This window comes from Enterovibrio litoreus (assembly GCF_045679545.1).
Taxonomy (GTDB): domain Bacteria; phylum Pseudomonadota; class Gammaproteobacteria; order Enterobacterales; family Vibrionaceae; genus Enterovibrio.
Window position 1 is genome coordinate 2,796,391 of the sequence record NZ_CP166194.1, and the last position, 26,105, is coordinate 2,822,495.

The following is a 26,105-nucleotide window of genomic DNA, read 5'->3' on the forward strand; positions in this document are numbered from 1 at the left end:
TCTCTTCATTGAGGGCGGGTTGTTTCCGATCAAGAGGGTTTACAAATGTATCAGAACTTCTTCTCGGACTACCTTGAAAAACTCCAAGAGAGCAACCAGCAATGGTGGAAGGATCTCGAGCAAGGCAAGGCAGCCACAAACACCCCCTTAAATAAAGCAATGCAAGAGCTGAGTATGGAAGATACCGCTAAGCTTCTTGAGGGCGCTTCAAGCCAACCTGCCGCGATGCTGCAAATTCAAATGCAGTGGTGGGGAAAACAAATGGAAATTTGGCAAAATGTTGCGCTGGCAGCCAACAAAGCCAATATTGTATCGCCAGAAAAAGACGACAAACGATTCCAAGATGAAGGCTGGCAAGATGAGATGTTTTATAATTTCATCAAACAATCGTATTTATTATTTGGCCGCACCTATTTAGAAACTATCAACGCTGTTGAAGGCTTGGACGAAAAAGCGAAAGAACGTTTAACGTTTTTCTCTCGCCAAGCGATTAACGCAATGTCTCCAAGTAACTTTGTGGGCACTAACCCAGAACTGCTCAAACTCACCTTAGAAAAGAATGGTGAGAACTTAGTGAAAGGTCTTCAGCAACTGCACGAAGATCTCGAATCTAGCTCTGATATCTTGAAAGTACGCATGACCAACAATAATGCCTTCCGCATTGGTGAGGATGTGGCAAACACACCAGGTGATGTCGTTTATAAAAATGAGCTGTTTGAGCTTATTCAATACCGTCCAATGACGGAAAAAGTGAATGCAACACCGCTGCTGATCGTGCCGCCATTTATCAACAAGTACTACATCCTGGATCTTCGTGAGAAGAACTCCATGATGCGCTGGCTGGTAGAACAAGGGCACACCGTATTTATGATGTCTTGGCGTAACCCTGGCATTGAGCAACGTGATGTTGAATTTGGTGATTATGTCACCGAAGGCGTCGTGAAAGCGGTTACCGCCATCGAAGACATCACCGGGCAATCTCAAATCAACGCGGCAGGTTACTGCATCGGCGGAACAGTGTTGGCATCAACCATTGCCTACTACGCCGCCAAACGTATGAAAGCACGCATCAAGTCAGCTTCTTTCTTCACTACCCTGCTCGATTTCGCGCAGCCAGGCGAAGTCGGTGCTTACATTAGTGAAAGTTTGGTGAGTGCCATTGAGCTGCAAAACACAGCTCGCGGATACATGGATGGTCGCTCACTGAGCGTGACCTTCAGCCTGCTTCGCGAAAATAGCCTGTACTGGAACTATTACGTCGACAATTACCTCAAGGGCAATAGCCCAGTCGACTTCGACCTCCTTTACTGGAACAGTGACAGCACCAATGTGGCCGCAACAACGCACAACTTTATGCTTCGCGAGCTCTATCTCAACAACCGTTTGGTTGAAGATAAAGGCGTGAAAGTCGGTGGCGTTTGGATTGATTTGAGTAAAATCAAAATCCCTACCTACTTCATTTCCGCTAAGGAAGATCATATTGCCCTGTGGCAAGGCACATATCGTGGCGCCCTGAATGTCAGTGGCAACAAAACCTTTGTACTCGGTGAGTCTGGCCACATTGCAGGGATTGTTAATCACCCTGCGAAAGAAAAGTATGGCTTTTGGGTTAACGATGAGCTCTGTGAGTCTGCTGATGAATGGTTTGAATCAGCAGCGCACAATAAAGGCTCTTGGTGGTTGCATTGGGATAAATGGCTAGAAGCTTACAGCCCGAAAGAGAAGATTGAACCTTACAAAGCTGGTTCTGATAACTTCCCTGTTCTGACTGTTGCACCTGGTGATTACGTGAAGCAGGTTCTACCTATTCAAGTCGACGCTGAGAAAGAAGCCATAAAGCCGGCCTCTAAAGCGAAAGCAGAAGTCTAAGTTCAATCTGTCACTCTGATCTCTAAATACAAAATCTAGATGCAAAAAAGGCCGCTATGCGGCCTTTTTCATACCCAAACTTTGTCTTGTTTAAATTTCATCCTGCTTCAGGTCTTTATTTGCCGTCAGTTTCGCGATGATGCGCGACACAGCAACAAACCCGAACGTCGCTGTCACCATGGTTGCCGCGCCAAACCCACTGGCACAGTCCATGCGCTTTGGTCCTTCTGCACTGGCTTTGGTTTCGCACACACTGCCGTCTGGCTGCGGGTATTTCAACTGCTCGGTTGAGAACACGCAATCAATACCGAATTTACGCCCTTTGGTCTTAGTGAAGTTATGGAAACGACGTAGATTATTACGCAGTTTTGCTGCTAATGGGTCTTGGACTGTTTTCGTCAGATCAGCCACTTGAATTTGGGTAGGATCAATTTGCCCGCCCGCGCCACCGACGGTAATAACTTTGATTTTATTGCGCTTACAATAAGCCAAAAGCGCCGTTTTCGGCTTGATGCTGTCAATGGCATCCAGCACATAATCAAAATCTTTAGTCATGTATTCCGGAATATTTTCTTCGGAAATAAAATCATCAATAAGATGAACCTGACAATCAGGGTTAATCGCGCTAACACGCTCTGCCATCACTTCAATTTTGCTCTGACCTATTGTTCCTGTCATCGCATGAATTTGACGATTCACATTAGTCACACAAATGTCGTCCATGTCGATCAACGTCAACGCACCAATGCCACTACGCGCCAAGGCTTCAACCGCCCATGAGCCAACACCACCAATCCCAATCACACAAACGTGTGCTTGTCTCATGATCTCAAGCTCGGTTACGCCATATAAACGGCGCGTGCCGCCAAAGCGTTGTTGGTAGCCTTCTGATGCTGGTGATGTTGTGGTCATACTAAATCGCTCGGTGTTTGGATGGTAACAATAGAGAGCGGTTTATACTTGTTTGGCGCCAAAATGTCCATGACCTCTAGCTCATCGATGCCAGAGGATCTGTCCCCTTCGAACGGATGATTTCTCGCCTAAACCAATCGATGACTTGTTTTACCGCTCCTAGTCTTCGCTTGTATCCGTGGCTAAACAAGAAATAGCCGTATGGGCTATCAAACCTTAACGACAATGGATTCGTTACCACACCCTGCTCTAAATAATCACGGGCCAAAAAATCAGGGATCAGGGCCATGCCTTGTTGATATCTGACCGCTTCTAAGGCCATATAAAAGTGTTCAAAACCCGTTCCATATATGGGCCCGCTGGGCGCGATATCATAATGATGCCAAAACTGATGCCAAATCTGTGGGCGAGTGATGTGACTAATAGACGGCACGGATAGCAACTCAGTGACCTCTGATATCATCTTGGGCACCTGCCGAGGATCGACCACCAACCTTAGCCTTTCCCGAATCAACAACTCTGCATCTTCATCTTGAGTTGAAAGCGGTAAACAATGAATAGCAATGTCACTTTGATATCGATTTTGCGCATCAGAGGTCACGCTAGCTTTGACAGCTAGCTCGATATTGGGATGCTTCGCGCGAAATTCTCCAAGTCTGGGGATGAGCCACATGCTCGCCAATGACGGCGGAACCGATATTTCGACATGACTTTTTGTCTCTGATGTCTGCATCACCGCAGACGTGGCATGCTGTAAATTCTCCAACGCTTCAACAACGGAAGGCAAATAACGACGACCCGCGTCTGTCAGCTCAACTCGACCACCGCCGCGTTCAAACAATGAGCACCCCATCAATTCTTCCAAATGGAGTATTTGCTTGCTGATGGCACTTTGCGTCAGATTGAGTAGCTTTGCCGCTTTGGAAAAGCTCAGGGTTTGGGCGACCACGGTAAATGTGCGCAAGGTTTTCATGGGCGGGATTGGCATGGTCATTTTCTTTGCCCTCAGACTTAACTATGAATTTTTAGCATACCCTCTGAAATTATATCGTTTGCTGAACAATTTCCAACCCGCTAATACTGGAGTGAGAAACTAACCCATTTCCTTTTCAATGCGGCGAAATAAGAACGATGACCCAGATACTGCAACGACACTGCCACTCAAACCTTCCTTTAGTATCAGGCGGAGAAGGCGTTTTCCTGCTTGATGCCAACGGTAAACAATATCTTGATGGCTGTGGCGGTGCGGCAGTTTCATGCCTGGGGCACAGCCACCAAGGCGTGTTAAATGCCATACAGCATCAACTTCATACCATTCCATATGCGCATACAGGCTTCTTTAGTTCTCAGGTTGCGGAAGAGTTAGCTGAGCGATTGGCTGACAAAGCTCCTGGCCCGTTAAACCATGTGTATCTGGTGAGTGGGGGGTCGGAAGCGGTAGAGTCAGCCCTCAAAATGGCGCGCCAGTACTTTATCGAAAAAGGCGAAATGTCTCGTACACGTTTTATAGCACGACGCCAAAGCTATCACGGCAATACGTTGGGTGCGCTGGGTGTCGGCGGAAACATGTGGCGCAAGGAGCCCTTTGCACCCTTGCTACAAAACGGCGAACTCATCGCGCCTTGTTACGCTTACCGTGATAAAAAAGAGGATGAAACTCATTTTGAATATGGCCAGCGAGTTGCCAACGAACTCGAAGAAAGATTATTAGCCGTTGGGCCAGAAACCATCATCGCATTTGTGGCTGAGCCGGTTGTCGGGGCGACAGCGGGCGCGTTGGTAGCAGAGAAAGGTTACTTCAAACGAATTCGAGAGATCTGCGACAAGTATGGCGTGCTTCTGATCCTTGATGAAGTCATGTGTGGGTGTGGTCGTACCGGCACCTATTATGCGTATGAACAGGAAGACATAATTCCAGACCTCGTGACCTTGGCAAAAGGCCTCGCTGCTGGTTATCAACCCATTGGCGCTGTGATGATCCACGATAAAATCTACGACGCAATCTCACAAGGCACAGGGTACTTTCAACACGGACATACCTTCATGGCTCACCCTTTAGCCTGCGCGGCCGCCTGCGCGACCTTAGATGCGCTAGAATCTGGGGTACTAAAAGAAGTGACCGAGAAGGGTCAGTACTTAGTCAAACAGTTACAGACAACATTCGGGTCGCATCCGTTTGTTGGTGATATCAGAGGGAGAGGCTTGTTCCTTGGGCTGGAACTCGTGCAAGACAAAAGTAATAAAACGCCTTTTGCCCCAGAGCGCCCACTCCACCAGCAGATGAAGAAAATGGCAATGGAAAACGGGTTGATGTGCTATCCCATGGCGGGCACATTGGATGGTATTCATGGGCACCACATTCTTTTAGCGCCACCTTTTATTATCTCTGAAAATGAAATGGACGAACTGGTACGCAGACTCAGTAACACCATGGACAACGTCTTCGCATAAGGACATCACGTGCAATTAGGAAGAACGATTATTGTTGCGCCAAATGGGGCGCGACGAGGCAAGGATGAACACACCCAACTCCCGCTCACCATAGATGAAATGAGCACCTGTTTGGCGCAATGCGCCGATGCTGGGGCGGCTATGGCACACATGCATGTGCGCGATGCCAAAGGTAAGCATTCGCTAGATATCGCTCTTAACCGTGAATGGTTAACGGAGATGCGAACACGCTTTGACTCCCGTCTAGTGATCCAACAAACCACCGAGGCCGTTGGGCTTTATCAACCCAATGAACAAATGGCATTAGTGAGAGGCACCGAACCTGAAGCGGTTTCCCTTGCCCTTCGCGAGCTTCGTCCAAATGCAAGCTATGAAAAAGCAGCCAGCCGTTTTTTTTTCGAACTCGCTGAACGACAAATCTATGTGCAATACATTTTGTATGATGCCGCAGATTTGTCTCTTTATTTTCAGATACTTAATGACAAGGTTTTGCCAAATAGTGGTCATCACCTACTATTGGTACTGGGTAAGTACAAAAAGAACATGTTGTCCACCCCCCGAGATTTGCTGGATTTTGATATTAAACGCTTATCTGATGCGGGTATTTCATGGGCGACATGTGCATTTGGGCACCATGAGCATCAATGCCTAAGTGCAGCCATGTCACTGGGTGGGGATGTTCGAGTGGGGTTTGAAAATAATCTAATGAATTTAATAGGACAGCATGCGGATAACAATGCAGAACTTGTCCAGCAAATTACGATTTTGTCTCAAAACATGGGTTTATATATCAACTCTGTGGAAGATCTAAGAAAAAATATCTTTCGTAGCTTTGAATCGTGAGGTATATCTCTTGCGATCTAAAAAGCAACTGTCAGATAATTCATTCTCACATAGAGATTACAGTTTTATAACAAGCGGACTCGCACCGCGTTAGTAATCACATCGTAGACAAGGAAAATAAAGCATGAAAGCGTTAAAACCAACACTGGCCGCAATGAGCTTTGCAGCTGCTTTAACCGCCGTGCCTGCACAGGCTAACCAGTTTGTAACTATTGGTACTGGTGGTGTCACTGGTGTGTACTACCCAACTGGTGGTGCAATTTGTCGTCTGGTTAACAAAACGAAAAAAGAGCACGGTATCCGTTGTTCGGTTGAATCAACAGGTGGCTCAATCTACAACATAAACACCATCCGTGCAGGCGAGCTGGACATGGGTATCGCCCAGTCAGATTGGCAGTACCACGCATACAATGGTACCAGCAAGTTTGAAGAGCAAGGTCCTTACAAAAACCTACGCGCGGTATTCTCTGTTCACCCAGAACCGTTCACTGTTGTTGCGCGCGCAGATTCAGGCATCAAAACGTTTGACGATCTGAAAGGCAAACGTGTAAACATCGGTAACCCAGGCTCAGGTCAACGCGGTACGATTGAAGTACTGATGACCGAAATGGGTTGGACAATGGATGACTTTAAACAAGTTTCCGAGTTGAAAGCTGCCGAGCAATCTAAAGCACTTTGTGATAACAAAATCGACGCGATGGTTTACACCGTAGGTCACCCAAGTGGTGCTATCCAAGAAGCAACCACCGCATGTGATAGCGTGATTGTGGAAGTAAACAATACAGCGGCTCAGAAACTGGTTAGCGATAACGATTACTACCGTTCAGCAACTATCCCTGGCGGCATGTACCGTGGTAACGATGCTGATACAGCAACCTTTGGTGTAGGTGCAACCTTCGTTTCTTCTAGTGAAGTACCAGAAGACGTTATCTACCAAGTAACCAAAGCAGTGTTTGAGAATTTTGACGATTTCCGTCGTCTGCACCCTGCTTTCGCCAACCTGAAGAAAGAAGAAATGGTTGCTGACGGTCTGTCTGCACCTCTGCACCCAGGTGCGGCTAAATACTATAAAGAAGCTGGCCTAATTAAGTAATATTGGTCTGCTGAACAATGGTTGAAACCAAAAGCGGGAGTCTAGTGACTCCCGCTTTTTTATGTTTGTTACGCAATAACCTTATGGCGTTTCAAGCAAAGCTGGTTTTGCAGAATCAGCCTCAGGCGGCAATGGCTTGGTCAGTTTCCAGACCCGACCAAAGTGCTTGTGATGCCCAGCTTTAATGCCCGCATCTTCGCCCGTACCATGATATAGATCGAGATGATTTTTCTTCACCGCCCCACCCGTATCCAGTGCCATCAGAAGTTTCAACACATGCTGACCATTCCAATTTCCTGCTTCATCAAGCTGAGGCACTTCGGCCAGCAATACACTTCCCATTTGCAAATATTCTCGGTCAGCAGCGACAGATGCGCCCGCTAGCAAAGGAATCCCCGCAGTACCAGAAACGGGGTCAGCCGCTCTTGGCAAGAAAAATACATACGAAGGGTTTTGATTCAGTAATTCAGTCACTCTTGCTTCATCGTTGGCTTCAACCCAATCTTTGATAGCTTTCAGCGACATCTTTTCTCGCGATACTTCCCCTCGCTCAATAAGCACTTTACCGATGCTGACATAGGGATGGCCATTTTTCCCACTGTAGGCAAAATACTCTAGTTGATCGGTATCGCCAAAATGGATAAAGCCACTGCCTTGCACTTCCATGATGAAATTATCAATCAGTGATGCACTGTAGCCTAGCTCAAGCCCCAAACCATCGAGAGCGCCATTGTAGATTTCTTCGCGCGTTGGACACTTCTCGCTGCACGCAGGCATAGCGTAAACAGGATAACGGAATAAGGCATCTGGCTGATGGCGCATTTCAATCACAGGCGAGAAGTAGCCCGTAAACATCACATTGCCGTAACCATCACCACCGCCCATTTGTTCAAGCTGAATACCATAATCAGCTAATGCCGTCGGTTCGCCACCTTCATTCAGCCACGTTTTAACACTGTCATAAAGCGGCTGGTTGGGTTTAGACAACGACGGAGAAAGGGATTCTACTTTTTCCAGTTGAGCGGGAAACAAGCTGTAATCTTTTGGCTTATCTGATGCAATCAACTCAATGGGATTAAGAACTTCATCAAAGCGTCCATCAATATATTGCTGCCCACGATCGGTAGGGCGAGCACATGCGGCCAAAAGTATAGAAATGCCAACAACACAGAGTGCGCGATTCACGGTTAATCCTGATAGGTAAAACAATAAAAAGAGGGTGACAGAAGCACGTATATTCTGCAAATGAAACCCTTAAAACCCTTACGTTTATTGATATATATAATGCGATCCATATCCAATGCTATTCATACTGAAACATTTTGTCACATTACTGTCATCAACATTGGTTTTAATCATTCGTAATGAAAATGTCTTAAAAACTAAACATTGGTTTCGTGAGGGAGTACGAGATGGATTTAAAAATAGGCCGAAAAACGCTATTGGATATTGATTCGATTGAGTATCAGTGGATTCGCACACTCGCCAGTGATGGCAGCAGCACAGAAATGATTAATACCAGTATTCGTCGCTGCCTTGGTGGAACGGATGATGTTGCGGATCGGATCCGACGCGTTGCTTTGGGGTTAACACCCGTCACTGACTTGCTGCGCGTGTTGCCTGCAACTTCTTGATATATTTTGAATCTAAAACACGCTATTTACCCAAACAATTTCTCCCTGAACAAGGATCTTGAGGTTGTTTGGGTATAGCATTGTCAGCGTACTTTTGCGAAAGGAGTACTGTAGTGATACGGCTTTTCTCTTTGTAATGTCTTGTCATCCTCCACCACATACAGATACGTATGGTTACCGACGGTGTAAATCAACTTACTGCCCGTGAACTCGAAATGGCTCGTTGCACGCGCTCCTTTCATATAGATCCCGTCTTTACGTACTTCAAATTTGTCCGCAGCATAAGGCGCCACACCTTGCTCAACCCACTCGCCATAAATCACGGTTTGATCAGCTTCAGCGAAAATAGGTACGTCATTAGCGACCAAAAAGCCGACAACTCCACCAATCAGGAGAACAAAGAGCGAGATAGATTGCCCAACAATACCCACAAATAAGATCTCACCAGCGAGAGGAAAAGGATTTGTTTATTAACCATTTTATTATAAAAACTCTCGAACTGCCGATAAAGACGGGCATCAATAGTTTGAAGGTATATCACTCCCCTTGCCAAACATGGAATATTTAGTCAATATTGCAGCATATAAAATCACAAAAATGGAGTAAGGTGTTGAAACTACGCAGTACAGCACTGGTAAAAGGATTTAGGCAGTCCGCGCCGTATGTCAATGCACACCACAATAAAACCATCGTCATTATGCTGGGCGGTGAAGCGATCGCGGATAGCAACTTTGGCAATATCGTCAATGATATTGCGCTTCTCAATAGTTTAGGCCTCCGCCTCGTGCTGGTTTATGGTGCGCGACCTCAAATTAGCCAACATTTAGAAAAGCAAGGGCTAGAAACCCCGTATCACAATGGCGTGAGAGTCACTGACTCTGCAGCACTTGAAGTGGTGAAACAAGCTGCAGGCCAATTGCAACTGGACATCACCGCACGCCTTTCGATGAGTCTAAACAACACCCCGATGGCCGGTGCACAGATCAATGTCGTCAGTGGCAACTTCGTCATTGCACAACCTTTGGGCGTTGATGAAGGTATTGATTATTGCCATAGCGGCCGGATCCGCCGGATCGACATTGAAGGCATCCACCGCCAACTCGATCAGAATGCGATCGTCTTACTGGGCCCCGTCGCCAGCTCTGTGACCGGAGAGTGCTTTAATCTCACTTCAGAGGAAATTGCCACTCAGCTCGCCATTCGCCTCAAAGCAGACAAGCTAATTGGCTTCTGTTCTCTGCAAGGGGTCATTGGCCCGAGTGGAAATGTTCTGTCTGAGCTTTTCCCGCATCAGGTTGAAGAAATTCTCCGTCAACGAGAGCAAGCCGGAGACATTCAATCTGGCACTGTTCGCTTCTTGCGCGGTGCGGTCGCTGCTTGTCGCTCTGGCGTGCCAAGAAGTCATCTTCTTAGCTACAAAGTCGATGGGTCGCTTATCCAAGAATTGTTTTCGATTGAAGGGATTGGCACACAGATTGTCACTGAAAGCGCGGAACAAATTCGTCAGGCGACCATTAATGACATTGGCGGTATTTTAGATCTCATTCGCCCCTTGGAAGAGCAAGGTATATTAGTACGTCGCTCACGAGAGCAACTTGAGCAAGAAATACCTCGCTTTACCGTGATTGAACGCGATGATCACATTATAGGTTGTGCGGCACTGTATCCATACCCTGAGTCTTTGAGTGCGGAAATGGCTTGTGTCGCCGTACAGCCCGAGTATCGAGATAGCGAGCGTGGCACTCGCTTATTGCAATACATCAAACAACAAGCCTTACAATATGGGTTAAAAACCATATTCGTGCTGACGACTCGCAGTATTCACTGGTTCCGTGAGCATGGTTTTTCCGAAGCCGATGTGAGTGCGCTGCCTGACGCCAAGCAGCAGCTTTACAACCTTCAGCGCCGCTCTAAGGTATTAACGCTTGACCTTAACCGGCACGTAATGCGTCTGCCAGCCCGCTAAAGCGTTGGGTTTTCCTCCTTACCGCTCGCGCCAAACTGGCGCGAGTTGCGTAAACATCTAACCTCGATTTAGCTCGAGTAACACCGGTATAAACCAGTTCACGCGTCATCACAGGTGTCGGCGTGGGTGGCAACACAAGTAGAGTATGACTAAACTCCGAACCTTGAGATTTGTGAATCGTCATCGCATACGCAGTCTGGTGTTCTGGCAATCGGCTTGGCAAGAACGCTTTCACTGTACCATCCGACATTTCAAATACCACGCGCAAGCCATCATCTTGCTTGACCACGATACCTATATCACCATTATAAATACCCAAACCATGGTCATTCTGAATCACCATAACCGGTCGGCCTGGATAGAAGGCTTCTTCTCCGGGAGCGATCAAGCGTTGCGCAGACAAGGCTTTCTCAACAGCATGGTTTAGACCTTTCACACCAAAAGGTCCATCCGCCAACGCACACAATAAGCGCACATCGGAAAACAAGCGCAGTATCTGGCGGTGATCTTCCCCCGCCAATAGCGCACTTAAGTATGCGCGATACCCTTCTACCGCTTGCGAGATCGCATGCCCGTAAACATCACCATCTAAATCATGCAGTGCGATATCCGCGAACCCCTGCATCAGCACCCTTTCTAATTGCTTTGGCTCACCAGCATTTATGGCGTTAGCGAGCTGACCGACCCCCGATCGCGCATGAAAGCGATAGCTTTTCTTCAGCAGACAAACACCATCAGACACAGCTGGGACATTCGCATACCCTTGCAACTCAAAGCCAGTAAGGGCTGATAATTGATTTGCACGCAATGGGCTGTACCCTGCATCCGCGCCATCACAGATATCACCCAATACTGCACCGGCTTCAACTGAGGAAAGTTGGTCACGATCGCCAAGCAAGATGACCCGAGCATGATCGGGTAATGCAGAGAGTAAGCGCGCCATCAGCGGCAAATCGACCATCGAAGCTTCATCGACCACTAGCACATCAAGGTGCAGTCGATTGCCCTCGTGATGACGAAACTCAACGCGATTCGGTATTGCCCCTAACAGACGGTGAATCGTTGATGCTTGTACGGGAATGCTTTCTCTAATACGCGCATCCACTGGCAGCGCAGCAACCGCTTTACCAATGGACTCGGTGAGTCGGTTTGCCGCTTTTCCGGTTGGTGCCACCAGCTTGATATCCAGCCTTGATGCTTTATCACTGCTGCTAACCAACGCGGCGAGCAATTTAGCCACCGTGGTTGTTTTACCTGTGCCAGGGCCACCAGAAATCACTGTGAAGCGATAACTTAATGCCACTGCCGCGGCGACTTTCTGCCAGTTTAGTCGAGTCGAATCTGGCACTGCCGCCAATATGGCATCATGGTTGGCACCCGATGAAATAAGCGCAATCAGAGCTTGGATATCAATGCTATTTGGATCAACGACATCGAAGAAATCCACCAGCTTTTGCGGCTGTTCAGCGTCAGGCCACTGTGCAAACTGTGCTTTCAAATAGCCAATATCTGGCACAAACAAATTATCAAGAAGCTGACGTGTCTCGCCAGGTAACTCAATCGTCTTAACGCGCTTGCTGATCTCCGCCACCACGCGTTGCTCTGCTAACCAGTACCGATGCAGATAAAGTCTAGAGCCATCGAGCACCAGCGGCGTAGGTATGTCGCCTTTGCCTACAACCGGACTTTTGGCGATGAATGTTAACGCATGCTCGGGGTCAAGCTGCGCGGCGACGCCTGCTGAATCCGCGGCCGGCAAGTCAAACAACCTTGTTGGATCGATAGCCGAAAGGTCGATGCACACATTGCCTTTGCCCAGCTCGAAACTGACCAAAGCCGCCCAGCCGACAAGTTGGGCATTGGTGTCATTGAGCTGATCAGCAATGAACAGCGCAAATTGACGATCGATCGCCCGAATAACACCACGCTTATAAAGCATCTGAAGCATCTCACTCATCGCCATCAGCGCGCTCTCCATCGGTAAAAAGCATGTCCAATCCGTCAATCAGAGAATAAGACGGTTTGGTGTAAAAAATGCCATGACGCGTATCGGCTTCAATGCCACGCACAAATAAGTAGTAAACGCCGCCAAAATGGTGTTCAAAGTCGTAATCAGGGATACGCTGACGTAAGAATCGATGTAATGCCAACGAATAAATCTGATACTGAAAGTCATACCTATGATCAACCATTGCCTGACTCAGTGCCGCTTCGGTGTAATCTCCGGGCGTATCACCCAGGTAATTCGATTTCCAATCGAGTACGTAATACCGTCCCTGCCAACAAAACACCAAGTCGATAAAACCCTTTAGCATGCCACTTGCCGTATCAAACCCAAGCTCAGAAGCCTCCGCAGAAAGCGGGTCATGGGCTTTAATCAGACGATTGACTTGACCACATTGAAGACGTTCAACGGGCATCACGAACTCCATTTCGGTCAATCGTGCTGGCGCGTCAATTTGCGACAATGTAAGCCCTTGCTCGCCCAGTGACTGCGAGACCACATCAGTCAATAAACGCTGTAAAACAGGCACCCAAGCTTCGTCGTAGTTTTCCAGCGCAAGCGCATGTCGGATCATCTCCGCGACTTCTTCGCTGTACATGTCTTCCCCGAAATCGACATTCTCAAACAAGGTATGCAAAAACGTACCGGGGCGAGCGCCTCGTGGGAATTGGAATATCGAGGCAAATTGTTCAATAGGATCCTGCACATCATTTTGCTCATCGGCAGCATCAATATCAAAAGCAGGCAGGTCGGGTAACGCAGAGCTATGTCCTTGTTTCACCAAACCGGAGTAACTGGTTAAGCGCCAGTCGCGTCTTATCGTCCCTTTGAATTTCCTTGCGGTAATGGCCTGACTGACCTCATCAAGTGACGCGAGCTTTCCACTGGCATCGTTTGGCGGCGAGGTAACGGTGAATTGAGGTTGGCCTTTGATTAGCGCGTCCACCGCAGTGTGAAGCGCATCAGCATCTCCCGCTTCGCCTTTTTGAATCAAATACCCCAACGCGGATTTGTGCAGCCCAGTATCTCCCGTTGATTTACGTCCATCTTTCAAAGGTGCGAGGCCAATGAAGCAACCATAAACAGCACGGGTTAACGCAACGTAAATCAAACGCAGATCCTCAGCAAGACGCTCTTTATCTGCTTGTTCGATCGCAGGCTCTGGGTTGGACAGTGCCAAGGTCGGCGTATTGTGATCGTCGTGGAAGAAGGGTCTGTCTGACGATCTGAAATTGCACGCGAATGGCAAATACACCAAATCGTATTCCAAGCCTTTAGATTTATGGATGGTGACGATTTGAACCAAATCACGTTCAGATTCCAAACGCACTTGTTGCTCTTCGCTGTTGCCATTGGGGTTGTCGATATGATCGGCAAGCCAACGGATCAGCGCATGGTGGCTATCTAGGGTTTGGCTTGCTTGCTGCAGAAGCTCACCAAGGTGCAATAAATCGGTCAGTGCACGCTCACCTTCATCTTCAAGCAACAAACGCTCCGCGATACTACGTCGCTGCATCACCTGACGTAACATGGGCAAAATGCCGCGTGAAAACCACACGGACTGATACGTGGAAAACTCAATAACGGCGCGCTCCCACGATTTTTCATCATGGTTCAAGGCATCGAGCTCTTCTGCGGTTAACGCAAATAAGCCACTGGCGAGCGCCGCGCGAAGTGCACGCTCATTGTCGGGTGATATCACCCCAGCCAGAAGCCGTTGCAGATCGGTCGCTAAGGCACTAGAAAACACACTGTTACGATTGGACAAATAGACTGAGGCAATGCCCTGTCTCGCGAGCGCTTTCTTCACTTTCGCCGCCTCGCTACCTGTCCTCACGAGAATCGCAATGTCACCGGCTTGGATGGCTTTTCGATTCTCACCTTTACAAAAATGCGCGCGTTCAGCATTGCCTGCGGTAAGTATCTCTCGAATACTGGTCGCGGTGGCAATGGCCATGGTGGATTCGTAATCATTCTTGCTGACCAATTCACGCTCATCCGGCAACCAAAAGGTTAGTGCGGCTTGCTGTGCGCCATCATATTGCCAATGCTTGCCTTCTGCGCCGGGAGCATGATCGACGGATGTGAACGGTATATCATCCTCGTAGATAAACGGCGCTTCTGCATAGGAGAAAACGCGGTTAACTGCGGCGACCATGTCGGCAGTTGAGCGCCAGTTAGTGCCAAGGTTGTAGTGTTCGATGATCTGCCGACGTGCATGGATATAAGTAAAAATATCAGCGCCTCGAAAGGCATAGATCGCCTGTTTCGGGTCGCCAATCATAAACAAACCACACTGTGGAGCATCAGCATAAATGTCACTGAAGATCTGGTACTGCTGGGGATCGGTGTCTTGAAATTCATCAATCATGGCGACAGGAAATAAGGTGCGGATCCGCTCTGCAAGCACACGCTCACTGTCTTGACTCAGTGCTTCTGACAACTGAGAGAGTAAATCATCAAACGATAACCAGCCAAAGCGGCGCTTTTCCTGCGCGAGAAGAATTCGTACTTCTCGAATAGCATGAGCTGTTAGCGCATCTTTGAGTGTCGGCGGAGAGGCTAGTAAGGCATCAATCGCATCAAAAACAGAGTGCGTTGGCACCTCCCCTTTCTTGGTTTTTTCGCTCAAGGTAGACGCTGAAAAACGCGGAAGATTAGCAGGCAGATCGTAATCAGTGGTCGATGCTTGCGCCCAGATACCCACCTCTTCTAACCAATTAGGCAGCGATCGTTTGCTGTAGCTGCGTTTATCAACGCCTGATGACGAAATTAACGCTTCCAAGTCAGGCGCAGCGGCGCACCACTTCGATTTCACATCGCTAATTCGCCCAAGATTTTCTTTGTGTAATTGCTCCAGATCGTCCGGCATATCTGGCGCTTGAATACTCACTAATGGCCCAGACAGATACACACCAACATCACTTAGTAATGAAAGCGGCGACGCCCAATAGCTTCGTACTACCCCCGCCAACGATTTTGGCAGCGGGTAAAACTGTCGGCGCCAGAAGTCGGAAACGGCTCGCTCTCGCAGTGCGGATTCATCAGTAATGAATTCGTTGCTGAACAAACTGCCGGATTCAAACGCGTTTTGCGTCAGCATTCGCTGACAAAAGCCATGAATTGTATATATCGCGGCTTCATCCATCTGGCGCTCGGCTTGCAGCAGTAACTGCTCAGCGTGTTTGTGATCGCTCACCTCATCAAGCAATGGCTGAATCACGGGGTCGCCACTTTCACCTCGGCTGAACGCTAATCTCGCTTCGTGAATACGAGCGCGTATGCGATCTCTTAGTTCCTGCGTTGCGGCTTCTGTGAACGTCACCACCAGAATTTTGTCGACCGTTAGCGGCACTTCATGTGCCGATAACTCATTGCCATGCCCTAACAATAAGCGCAGATATAAGCCCGCGATGGTAAAAGTTTTACCCGTCCCCGCAGAGGCTTCGATCAATCGCTGACCTGAAAGCGGAAAAGTCATGGGATGAAGAGGTTGGGTTGCCATGCAGTGTCGACTCACTTGAGAGGAATGGCTGGATTTTATCAAGTCTGGGACGGAAAGTAATTGAAATGCCAATGCAGAGTTTATTGACAGTTCACGCTTTAAAACTTAGACATCAAACGCGAAGAAAAATATGTATGCGATTAGATTCACAATATTACTTGTTTCAGCGTATGAATAGCTATTGATACACCATTCAAATTAGGCGAATCTTCTTGTTTCAAAGTTGTTACAGCACACTAAAAAGCTGAGTATCTCTAGTATGAAATTTGTTGCGAACCTTTCCGTAAAACATAAGTTACTACTTATTGTCTGTATTTCAGTGATTAGCATCACTCTACTCACCGCATTTCAAGTTCGAAATCTGCATCAAGATTTACTCCAAGAGAGAAAAAATAATCTGAAGCAGACCATTGATATCGCTTGGCAAATCATCGACAACAATTATCAAGAAGATCCTTCTGAAAACGGGTTAAGCCGCGCCATGGCAGAGCTACAGCCTTTGCAATTTGGTGCTGATGGCTATTATTTCGTTGTTGATAATAATGGCACCATGTTAGCTGGCGCTAAAAGCTGGATTGGACGTGATTTCAATACCTTCCGCGACAGCAACCGTTCTGCCGTGCTACACGATATGCGACAAGCAGCACAACCTGCAGATGGCGGATTTAGCAGCTATTGGTTCGCCAAACCTGGCAGCAATACCGCGATTGAAAAAGTCAGCGCTGTTAAACGCCATGCACCATGGGGCTTGCTGATTGGCACAGGCATCTATATCGATGACCTCGAAGCACTTGTTTGGAGGGAAGCCAGTAAGTCGGCTTTGCTCGCTTTGTCCTTTACCGTAGTGTTGATTGTTCTAGCTACGTTGCTTTCTCGAATGCTGGTAAATGCAATCCGTGATATTCAGCGTGCGCTAAGCAATGTCGCCAAAGGCGATCTCACTGCAAGAGCTGAAGTGAATGGTGGTGATGAATTAGGTGAGATGGCCCAAAATCTAAACGGTGCCTGCCAGCAGATTCAAACCCTGCTCTCGAACGTAGAGACCACACTTCAACAGCTTGATTGCGACAGCAAAACGATGGCGCAACTGGCGACTCGCTCAACTGACGGAATCCGAAATCAAAGTCAGGAGTTGGATTTGGTTGCAAGCGCCATGGAAGAGATGTCTTCTGCTATCAAAGAGGTAGAGGCCAGTACATTGACGGCACAAGACAGTACGCGTCATTCACGAGTTCTTGTTGGTGAAGCTGAGAAAGCACTCACTGTCTCTCTCAACAAGTTCGAAGAGGTTAACCGCGATGTGATTGATGCAGAGCGTAACATTCGCGAGCTTGCCGCATCGAGCGACCAAATCAGCGATGTAGTCACAGTGATCAACGACATTTCAGAGCAAACCAATTTGCTGGCTTTGAATGCCGCAATTGAAGCAGCCCGAGCAGGCAGCGCTGGTCGAGGGTTTGCGGTGGTTGCGGATGAAGTGAGAAAACTCGCCCACTCGACGAAAGAATCAACCACTCAAATCAACGCGATCATTGAGAAACTGCAAGAACGCGCTCAAATAGCAGCAAAGATCATGAGCATTGGTACCGATAAGACGGCGCAGAGTTTGGAGCAAGCGCGTCAAGCACAGTCGCAATTAGTGTCACTGTCTGACCTTATCAACGATCTGGAACAGCTAAACACTGCCGTTGCCACTTCTACCTCGCAACAAGCCAGTGCGTCACTGGAAGTTGCGCGTAGCGTAGTGAGTGTTAGCGATATTTCACATACCAATCGCGAGGCCAGCGAGGAAACCTTAACACTTAGCGGTAAGGTCAAATCACTGAGTGATACTGGCAGAGGCCAACTCGCGAAGTTCAATATCACAGCCTAACTTGCCTTCGGCTAAATCTACCTACGTACAGAACAGGCCACTGTGGTGCTTGAAGAGAAGACTAACTACCCTGAAGTTAGTCTTCTTTTTTTTCTGCGTTCAGCGCTGGTAACAGAACTTTTTGCGCCCACATCAACACGTCATCCAACAACGAATCACTGGCCTGAGGCCATACGCGCATGACATAGGCATTATCGCCCTCACCTGTTGTCATATAGCCACTGTCAAATGCGGCGCGCATCTTAACCTTGGCTTTCTCTCGTGCCATGTCATCGTCTGACCATTGGCCATTTTTATCGATACAAGCTAATAGCCCTGCTAACGCAGTATTTGGCAAATAGGCGATTGGCTGTTCGGTGCCGAAGTAATACTGCTCCAAATAGAAACCGAGGTAATCAATGGCCTCTTTTGCTGCAATGGGTGTGAATATGACCTCATCGTCCACGCCGATAAAATACGTTTCGCTCATATCCCCCGCAGCACATTGGCAAAGATGATCTATCCATGCTGCCAATCTGTCTCGCGCGCGAATTTTGCCGCTTCGGAACAAAACACGTCCGACGCGATAGCGCTCATCTAGCCAGCCTTGCAATAAAACGGTTCCACGCGATGTGGGTATCGACAGATTGATTTCAAGCGGTTGGCGGCGTTCTAAAAAATACGGTTTCAGCCTTTCATACATGGCGAGAATGCCCGCTTGCTCACTTTCAAGTGCCAACTCACCAAAGTGACTCAGTGGCAACGCACCACTGGCTTTTTGTCGTTGAAAGAAATAATGGCGTGATTCTTCACTGTCACCATATTCAATGATGTGGGAGAGCAAGGCATCGCGCAGTTGATAACGCTGCAAATTGTCCAGTGCAAAGGGTTCGACATCTTCCATTGCACCATCCGGCGCTTCAAAAAAGACTTTCAAACGGCGATTGAAAAAGTACTGAACAGGCAAGCGCCAAAAACGCTGCAACTCGGCCAATTCAACGATATCAGAGTCTGTCTCTTTGTCCGTGGTAAGCGCCTTTTCGCCAAGAAATGGGGCTGCCAATTCCCCTTCCCCTTTTGCGGCAGGAAGCCATTCGGCGGCATAGCTTGGTCTTTGGGCGTCAAACGCTAAGCGACTAAAAGGCACCAACGGATTATGGTGAACCAAATTGCTGATGAGTCTTTTTCCTGATTCATGCTCAGGGAGCTCGTTATCACCGTTTAAACAATATCCTTGGCGGCAATATTCGAGCAATTCGCTGATCAGCACTGATGGCACTTTCTCGGAGTTATCCTGAACAGAGCGACCAACGTAGCTAATATATAAACGCTGCTGCGCGGATTGAAGTGCTTCAAGAAACAGGTAGCGGTCATCATCACGACGAGAGCGATCCCCTGCTCGCGTGCGACCCGCCATGAGATCAAACCCAACAGGCGCGATGGTTCGCGGGTAATCACCATCGTTCATACCAAGAAGGCAAACGACATTGAAAGGAATAGAACGCATTGGCATCAAGGTACAAAAGTTGACCTGCCCCGCCAAAAAACGCTGGCTTACACGTTCGCCGCCCAATTTTTCCTTGAGGTAATCACGCACGATAGCCAGCGATAAGCTCTCGATAAAGCCAGCATCATCAATCTGAGTCAGCCAATTATCAAGTTGGTCACGGATCAATCGACCTGCCAGTTCTTCATCAGTATCAAGCGCAAACATATCGTCAAATAAAGCGGTCAATGTTTGCACCCAATTATGCCCCGATTGGGTTTGCGTCAGGGCTGCTTGTGCCGCATTCAATACACGGAAGAACTCACCCAGTTTGCCTGCAACATCCGCTTCCAAGCCCTGCACTTCATCATAGGCCAGAACGTCGTTATATAAGCCTTTTTCACTTGGCATCGCATAGCCCAGAAGCATGCGGTTGAGTCCAAACTGCCACGTGTTTTGATGCTGATTGGGCAGCGAAAAATGAGCGGCTGTGTTGTCATCCAATCCCCAGCGGATACCGGCTTCTTCAACCCAGAACTTCACCTTTTCAAACTGTCGGTTATCAAACCCAAAACGGCGGAGTACGGACGGCACTTCAAGAATTTCCAATAGCTCTGCCGCGCTGCAACGACTATCCGGCAAGCTCAGCAATCGCAAGAAAGTGGTTAAGATTGGGCTTTCTTGATCAGCACTGCGATCCGAGATAGAAAAAGGAATGTAACGCTCTCCGGGAGCATTACCAAACACGGACTGAATGGCTGGGCTGTAGGCGTTAATATCCGCCACCATGACCACAATATCGCGAGGCGTGAGTGAGGGATCAGACTCCAACATATCCAGCAAGCGATCGTGCAAGACTTCCACTTCTCGCATCGGGCTGTGGCAGACTTCTATCGAGACTGAGCGATCATCTGGAGAAATCGCTTGTTTGCTCTCACTGCTTGAGGTTTCTAGAACATTGCCCGGCTCAATCAAATCGAGAATATCAGCTTGGATCTGCTGCAATAAGCTGTGGCACGGAATATCAACAAACCCCTGATCCACTTCGTGACATTGCAGTTCCGAAATCAACAATAAGTTATCTCGACCGAGCTTACCCATTGATGCTAAAAGACTGTTCCCCACTTCAGCGGTGTCATCGTCGCCACCCAACGCCAATGAAAATTGTGCCGGTTCATCACCCACATTTGTGCGACTAATACGATTTTCCATCGCTGCAGCGCGCTTCGCCAAATAGCGCTTGTCGCGGATATCGCCCCAGTAATAGCGACATGGGTTGGTAAACATGTAATGCACATCAACATGCTTGCCTAGCGCTTTTAACGCATCCAGATAACGGGGTGGAAGAGCAGAAATACCGAAGACGAAAACGCGCTCAATTCCCGCTAACCCTTCGGGTTTAGAAGATTGTGATGACAGCGTATCAATAAATTCTTCGTAAAGGTTGGCTCGGTGAAACGGCGATTGCCCTTGCTGCAACGTATAGTCATATAGCGCTCGCCAAAGCTGGGGTTGCCAACTTTTCTCTTGTTCAAGTTCGGGCACCGCATTTTCGTTCTCCCAAGCTTTGATCCACTCGGGGCGATACACCAAATACTGATCATAAATATCGGCGATTTTTCCGGCGAGTTGGTAAAGCTTCTGCTGATCGGTATCGTCGTCGAGGTAACGTTTGAGCTCTGCAAAATCCGGATGGTCTAACATCGAAGGCAGCACTTTCATCAGCTTCCACGTCATCGCTTCTTTGTTGAAAAAACTGCGCTGCGGGACACCATCCAAAATGTGGGTAAACATCTGCCAGATGAAAGTAGCAGGCAAAGGAAACTCGACGTTTGCGACAATACCCTGCTCTTTAGCCATCTCCAATTTCAGCCACTGCGCCATACCAGGGCTTTGCACTAGAATGATTTCTTTCTGGAAAGGATTATCCAACGGTTTTTGTTGAACAATGGCAACCAGCAAGCTTTTGAGCAGATCTAGTTGGTTAGAGTGATAGACAGTAAACACAGTGCAGAACTCTTGAGAACTCGAATGGAGAGATTGTGGCGGAATGCTCTCAATAGTGCAATTTCAGGCTGCTAAGCCTGAGCGGAAAGTAAGAAAAAAGCCTGCAAATATGCAGGCTTAGATATTGATAACGGATTATTGTTTTATGCTGTAACTGGTTGCTTCCACTGCAGGGAAATAAATCGACGGTAGTGCAAGGAAACATAGCCGACAACCACGGTTGCCACGACCAACTCGATAAATGCGATCACTGATATTTGATTCACGTACTCTGGTGCTACTCCGATCGATTGCATCCATGTCGCTGTTTTATAAAGCGCTGTAGCGCCAATGACCATTGGGAAGGTAAACGCTGCAAAACCTGGTGAAAATGGTAATCGCATCAAATAAGCAAATGACACATAGATAACCGCTGTCATCAGCAATGCAATACCGAGCAATACTGCAACAATCACAGGCGAAGGTGATTGGCTGACAGTCAGGTAACCCGCTAACGACAGGCTAGCCGGCGCAGCCATTATTGCGATAGTGGGCTTTGCACCATCTGGCACTTCACCACAGAAAATCAAACGGTAGATCATCATCGGCAACAAAATGGCGTAAGACAACAAACCAAAGAACAAAATGGCATCGGCGACTGGGCGCAAAGCGGGGTTGCCAGAGAAGGCGACATCCGCCACAACAAGACCGACCGGAGGAACAAACCAGCTCGGTACCATATGACTCAATGAAAAGCTCTTTGCTCGGTGGTACACAAACGAACAAAGAAACGTAAGATGCAAACCAACTGCAACTAACCACAGGGTATCACCTGTCAAAGGTGACCATTTCCCCAGTGCGCTCGAGACAATCATCACACCCATAGCAAAAGTGGGTACAACACTGCCAATCACAGGATGCTGCAAATCGGCCCAAAGATTTTTCGGGCTCAAGACAAACTTAAACGCGATGAGCAACAGCATAGTGCCACCAATGATCGCACCTACATTTTGCGCCACTCCATCAAAGTTACCTGCGTTTTCCCAGCTCCAACCAAGGCTTGCTATTGCCAAAGCCAAACCAGCCATCGGAGTAGGAAGAAGATTTAAATGTCTACGCATCGGCTTTATCACGTCTTTAGAAGAAAAACATATAAATTATGATAGAACGACATTGTGTTTTAATATATCTGAATATATTTAAACCCACTTTCAATTAGGCTTAACTTTATGTCTGTTTCTTTACGCCAGTTACAAGTGTTTGTTGCCGTGGCACAGGAAAAGACCATTACTGCGGCGTCGTCTTTACTATATCTGTCTAAACCTGCTGTCAGCATGGCTATTTCTGAGCTTGAAAAGCAAATTGGGCACAATCTCTTTGAGCGGGTAAATAACCGTTTACTGATCAACGATCATGGACGACGCTTGTTGCCGCTCGCCGATGAATTGCTCACACGGAGCGATGAAATTTTAAAGGTATTGGATGCTGCTGGCGAACTAAGTGGGCATTTGCGAATTGGTGCAAGTGATACCATTGGCAATCAGCTAGTGCCCTTTCTTTTGCGAGATTTTCGCAACCAAAGCAATCATATCGATCAGGAACTGATGATTTCGAATAGTCAGGCGATCATCGATAGGTTGATGGCGTTTGAATTAGACGTTGGATTAATTGAAGGACAAGGGGAAAATAAGCACTTACTTGGCAACACAGAGCTCATTATGGATCCGTGGTTGTCCGACGAAATGTGCGTAGCATGTGCCGTTGACCATCCCTTGGCCAACGTAGAAAACCTCACCATGTTTGATTTAGAGAACCACCATTGGGTGCTACGTGAAATTGGCTCAGGGACACGCGAACACTTTCTTTCTCGCATGGCGCCCCGTCTAGAGCATTGGACTGTCGCTTTCGAACTAAGAACCACTGAAGCGATTATCAATTGTGCTGCTGCTGGGCTAGGGCTTGCATACCTATCTAAACTCGCAGCGAGGCACGCAGTTTCTAACAATCGTCTACATTTGCTAGAGGCCCCTCTGGATCTCAGACGACAGTATTGGATCGCTCGTCACAAAGACAAACACTTGTCGCCGCTGCTCAAGCGGTTTATCAGCTTCGGCGCAAACTGGCAGATTTCAGACTAGACACCGCACTAATTGCTGTTGTCACCAACACTGAAGGCAATAATTTGGCTAATTTGACAAAGTGGCCGACCGCTTTCCTCTTGCCATGCATTAAATGCACTCTGCGTTGCTTGAAGCGATTTACGTGTGTCACGCCCGCCATCAATAATGTTCTGTGCACGCAGGTACGCTTCGACATCACCAGATAGAATAAAAGTATCTTTCCCCATCAATCTCAGTGCATAGGGCCCAGTGTTTCCCCCTAAACGACTACCATGCTTTTTGAGATATGCCCACAACCCAATGATATCGGTACTTGGCCAATCGGAAATAAATTGGGAGAAGCTACCGTGCTGTCGACTGACGCTTTGGATCATCTGCGCATTGTGCGGAATGGTCATCACCTTACCAAGATGCCGAATAATCGCGGGATCAGTTGCTTTCTTCTCCCACATTTCTGGCGGTATTAAACACATTTTCTCAATATCAAATCCCCAGAATACGTCCTCAAAGCCAGCCCATTTATTTCTTACTACCTGCCAGTTCATACCAGATTGGAAAATCTTTTGGCTAAATGTAGCCAACCAGCGATCTTCCGTTATCTTCGCTAGCTCGTCGGCTGACTTGGGATGAGACAAACGCTGCTCAAGGGCACTATTGCTCCCTTTTCTTGTCGCTGCGCGATAATAGATCTCTGAGAATTTTTCTAATGCCATCACACTAATCACGGTTAAACTAGACACTTATATTTACTCTACTGTATAAACAGACAGTAGACAATTAATGAGGGGTTAACCGTGGCCGTTATCGTCAAATATGTGGTCGAGCGCAATGGAGAAGAGAAGATGACTTTTACCTCTAAAGCGGAAGCTGATGCGTACGACAAGATGCTCGACATGGCTGATGAGCTGTTCGAAATTTTAGGTAAAAGCGGCGTTGCCGCAGATGAAGCACAACGCGAAGAGCTATCTCTTTTCCTTGCACAAAACCGCGAGGATGTTTTGTGCGCTCTGGGGGCTAAGCGTAAGCCAACACCAAAGCCCGCAAAGAAGAAAGCTGAAGCAACACAAGAAGACGACGCCGAAGCTGCATAGTCCATAAAAGCGCTCCGAATGACGGGGCGTTTTTTATTTTGCTCTCATACCTATTTCGCTCTGTTTGTCGTGAAATATCGCCTAAGTGCATTTATCTGAAGGATTCTAATTCTTCCCCCTTCAATCTTGCCGCCCTTCACTTTAAGATGTCCCCCAAGTAATCATAACTATGACCGTTCTCTGCTTGATGCAGCGTTCTTTAAAGAGACAAGGAGACCTCCTCATCATGGCAAGTTTTGCTCTAGCACTTGGCACCGCGACGAAAAACAAAGATGGAAAAATCATTGAAGCATTTTTCCCAACCCCAATCCTTAATCCATCTGACGCTTTGGTATCTGCGCTGGCTAAGATCGTCTCTTACACAGAAGGCAATGGCGCTTTTGACGTACAAGCAAGTGGTTGTGAAGCTATCGCTGCAGCATTTACAGCGGCTGACGAACAAGCCTCTGCAGCATTTGCTAGCAAAGCAGCATCATCTAATCAACCATTGGTCTTGGTGATCCTCGCTTCAGATGAGAAACCAAGCAGCGTGTCAGAAGGCTTCCTGAAGCTTCAGTTGATTTCTCAGCGCCTTGCTAAGCCGCACAGCATTGTACTTGATGGCATTTTCGGTTTGTTACACAACATTGCTTGGACCAACCAAGGCCCGATCGATCTACCTGAACTGGCTGAGCGTCAAATCGAAGCGCGTTTGGCAGGTAAAACCTTAACTGTCGATTGTGTTGATAAATTCCCGAAAATGGTGGACTACATTGTCCCTGCTGGTGTTCGTATTGCTGATACTTCACGTGTTCGCTTAGGTGCACACGTGGGCGAAGGCACAACGGTGATGCATGAAGGTTTCATTAACTTCAATGCGGGTACTGAGGGTGTGAGCATGGTTGAAGGCCGCATTTCTGCAGGTGTTATGGTCGGTAATGGCAGTGATATTGGTGGTGGTGCATCTATCATGGGTACGCTGAGTGGCGGTGGCCAATTGGTTATCTCAATTGGTGAAAACAGCCTACTCGGCGCAAACGCTGGTCTTGGTTTCCCACTTGGTGATCGCTGCACTATCGAGTCAGGCCTGTATGTGACGGCTGGAACGAAAGTAACAATGCTAGATGCGAATGGCGCTGAAGTCGAAACAGTGAAAGCACGAGATCTAGCAGGAAAATCAGATTTGTTATTCCGCCGCAACTCTGTAACTGGCAAGATCGAATGTCTTACCAATAAGTCTGCGGTAGAGTTGAATGCAGATCTTCACGCGAATAACTAAACATATCTCATATTGATGGATACGCATTCTAAGG

At 47.8% G+C, this 26,105-nt stretch carries 19 protein-coding genes; 10 read left to right on the forward strand and 9 right to left on the reverse strand.

The window, feature by feature from the left end; genetic code table 11:
• The first annotated feature begins 45 nt into the window (after window positions 1-45).
• Window positions 46-1,869 (forward strand): class I poly(R)-hydroxyalkanoic acid synthase, encoded by a 1,824-nt coding sequence (gene phaC / locus AB8599_RS12370; protein ID WP_407331220.1) that lies wholly within the window; start codon window positions 46-48, stop codon window positions 1,867-1,869.
• A gap of 90 nt (window positions 1,870-1,959) precedes the next feature.
• Here the strand turns inward: phaC and tcdA are convergent, their stop codons facing one another.
• Both tcdA and AB8599_RS12380 read right to left on the reverse strand, forming a co-directional pair.
• Window positions 1,960-2,781 (reverse strand): tRNA cyclic N6-threonylcarbamoyladenosine(37) synthase TcdA, encoded by an 822-nt coding sequence (gene tcdA, locus AB8599_RS12375; RefSeq protein ID WP_407331221.1) that lies wholly within the window; start codon window positions 2,779-2,781, stop codon window positions 1,960-1,962.
• Window positions 2,782-2,857: 76 nt separating this feature from the next.
• Window positions 2,858-3,775 (reverse strand): LysR family transcriptional regulator, encoded by a 918-nt coding sequence (locus AB8599_RS12380; RefSeq protein WP_407331222.1) that lies wholly within the window; start codon window positions 3,773-3,775, stop codon window positions 2,858-2,860.
• Window positions 3,776-3,912: 137 nt separating this feature from the next.
• Here AB8599_RS12380 and AB8599_RS12385 point away from each other — a divergent pair, with 137 nt between their 5' ends.
• The 3 genes from AB8599_RS12385 (at window position 3,913) to AB8599_RS12395 (ending at window position 7,168) form a co-directional block, all read left to right on the forward strand.
• The gene (locus AB8599_RS12385) at window positions 3,913-5,232 is read left to right on the forward strand and encodes an aspartate aminotransferase family protein (RefSeq protein ID WP_407331223.1); all 1,320 of its coding nucleotides are present in this window, start codon (window positions 3,913-3,915) and stop codon (window positions 5,230-5,232) included.
• A 9-nt stretch (window positions 5,233-5,241) separates the two neighbouring features.
• The gene (locus AB8599_RS12390) at window positions 5,242-6,075 is read left to right on the forward strand and encodes a 3-keto-5-aminohexanoate cleavage protein (protein WP_407331224.1); all 834 of its coding nucleotides are present in this window, start codon (window positions 5,242-5,244) and stop codon (window positions 6,073-6,075) included.
• A gap of 124 nt (window positions 6,076-6,199) precedes the next feature.
• Window positions 6,200-7,168 carry a TAXI family TRAP transporter solute-binding subunit gene (locus AB8599_RS12395; protein ID WP_407331225.1) on the forward strand — a complete coding sequence of 323 codons (969 nt, stop codon included), beginning with the start codon at window positions 6,200-6,202 and terminating at the stop codon, window positions 7,166-7,168.
• Between the two features lie 81 nt (window positions 7,169-7,249).
• Here the strand turns inward: AB8599_RS12395 and mltA are convergent, their stop codons facing one another.
• Window positions 7,250-8,353, reverse strand: coding sequence for a murein transglycosylase A (mltA, locus tag AB8599_RS12400; RefSeq protein ID WP_407331226.1), 1,104 nt, complete (start codon window positions 8,351-8,353; stop codon window positions 7,250-7,252).
• Between the two features lie 227 nt (window positions 8,354-8,580).
• On the opposite strand from mltA, the gene AB8599_RS12405 reads away from it, so the two are divergent.
• Window positions 8,581-8,802 carry a hypothetical protein gene (locus AB8599_RS12405; protein WP_407331227.1) on the forward strand — a complete coding sequence of 74 codons (222 nt, stop codon included), beginning with the start codon at window positions 8,581-8,583 and terminating at the stop codon, window positions 8,800-8,802.
• A gap of 83 nt (window positions 8,803-8,885) precedes the next feature.
• Here AB8599_RS12405 and AB8599_RS12410 read toward each other — a convergent pair whose 3' ends face one another.
• Entirely contained in the window at window positions 8,886-9,233 is a 348-nt protein-coding gene (locus tag AB8599_RS12410; RefSeq protein WP_407331228.1) for a DUF2850 domain-containing protein, read from the reverse strand.
• Window positions 9,234-9,409: 176 nt separating this feature from the next.
• Between AB8599_RS12410 and argA the strand changes: the two genes are divergently transcribed.
• Entirely contained in the window at window positions 9,410-10,768 is a 1,359-nt protein-coding gene (gene argA / locus AB8599_RS12415) for an amino-acid N-acetyltransferase (RefSeq protein WP_407331229.1), read from the forward strand.
• Here argA and recD read toward each other — a convergent pair.
• Together recD and recB are read right to left on the reverse strand one after the other, a co-directional pair.
• A complete protein-coding gene (gene recD, locus AB8599_RS12420; protein ID WP_407331231.1) occupies window positions 10,734-12,731 on the reverse strand; it encodes an exodeoxyribonuclease V subunit alpha in 1,998 nt (665 codons plus the stop codon). The two genes, argA and recD, sit on opposite strands and share 35 nt — an antisense overlap.
• A complete protein-coding gene (gene recB, locus AB8599_RS12425) occupies window positions 12,718-16,278 on the reverse strand; it encodes an exodeoxyribonuclease V subunit beta (protein WP_407331232.1) in 3,561 nt (1,186 codons plus the stop codon). Before recB ends, recD begins: the two co-directional genes overlap by 14 nt.
• Before the next feature lie 259 nt (window positions 16,279-16,537).
• On the opposite strand from recB, the gene AB8599_RS12430 reads away from it, so the two are divergent.
• A complete protein-coding gene (locus AB8599_RS12430) occupies window positions 16,538-18,151 on the forward strand; it encodes a methyl-accepting chemotaxis protein (RefSeq protein ID WP_407331233.1) in 1,614 nt (537 codons plus the stop codon).
• Window positions 18,152-18,227: 76 nt separating this feature from the next.
• On the opposite strand, the gene recC is transcribed toward AB8599_RS12430, so the two are convergent.
• Window positions 18,228-21,623, reverse strand: coding sequence for an exodeoxyribonuclease V subunit gamma (gene recC / locus AB8599_RS12435; protein ID WP_407331234.1), 3,396 nt, complete (start codon window positions 21,621-21,623; stop codon window positions 18,228-18,230).
• Window positions 21,624-21,766: 143 nt separating this feature from the next.
• Window positions 21,767-22,735 carry a TDT family transporter gene (locus AB8599_RS12440; RefSeq protein ID WP_407331235.1) on the reverse strand — a complete coding sequence of 323 codons (969 nt, stop codon included), beginning with the start codon at window positions 22,733-22,735 and terminating at the stop codon, window positions 21,767-21,769.
• A gap of 96 nt (window positions 22,736-22,831) precedes the next feature.
• Here AB8599_RS12440 and AB8599_RS12445 point away from each other — a divergent pair, with 96 nt between their 5' ends.
• The gene (locus AB8599_RS12445; protein ID WP_407331236.1) at window positions 22,832-23,740 is read left to right on the forward strand and encodes a LysR substrate-binding domain-containing protein; all 909 of its coding nucleotides are present in this window, start codon (window positions 22,832-22,834) and stop codon (window positions 23,738-23,740) included.
• Between the two features lie 8 nt (window positions 23,741-23,748).
• On the opposite strand, the gene AB8599_RS12450 is transcribed toward AB8599_RS12445, so the two are convergent.
• Window positions 23,749-24,435 (reverse strand): DNA-3-methyladenine glycosylase I, encoded by a 687-nt coding sequence (locus AB8599_RS12450; protein ID WP_407333217.1) that lies wholly within the window; start codon window positions 24,433-24,435, stop codon window positions 23,749-23,751.
• An 81-nt stretch (window positions 24,436-24,516) separates the two neighbouring features.
• On the opposite strand from AB8599_RS12450, the gene AB8599_RS12455 reads away from it, so the two are divergent.
• Together AB8599_RS12455 and dapD are read left to right on the forward strand one after the other, a co-directional pair.
• Window positions 24,517-24,813, forward strand: coding sequence for a YebG family protein (locus tag AB8599_RS12455; protein ID WP_407331237.1), 297 nt, complete (start codon window positions 24,517-24,519; stop codon window positions 24,811-24,813).
• Between the two features lie 226 nt (window positions 24,814-25,039).
• Window positions 25,040-26,071, forward strand: a complete 1,032-nt coding sequence (gene dapD / locus AB8599_RS12460; RefSeq protein ID WP_407331238.1) for a 2,3,4,5-tetrahydropyridine-2,6-dicarboxylate N-succinyltransferase — start codon at window positions 25,040-25,042, stop codon at window positions 26,069-26,071.
• Window positions 26,072-26,105 lie beyond the last annotated feature (34 nt).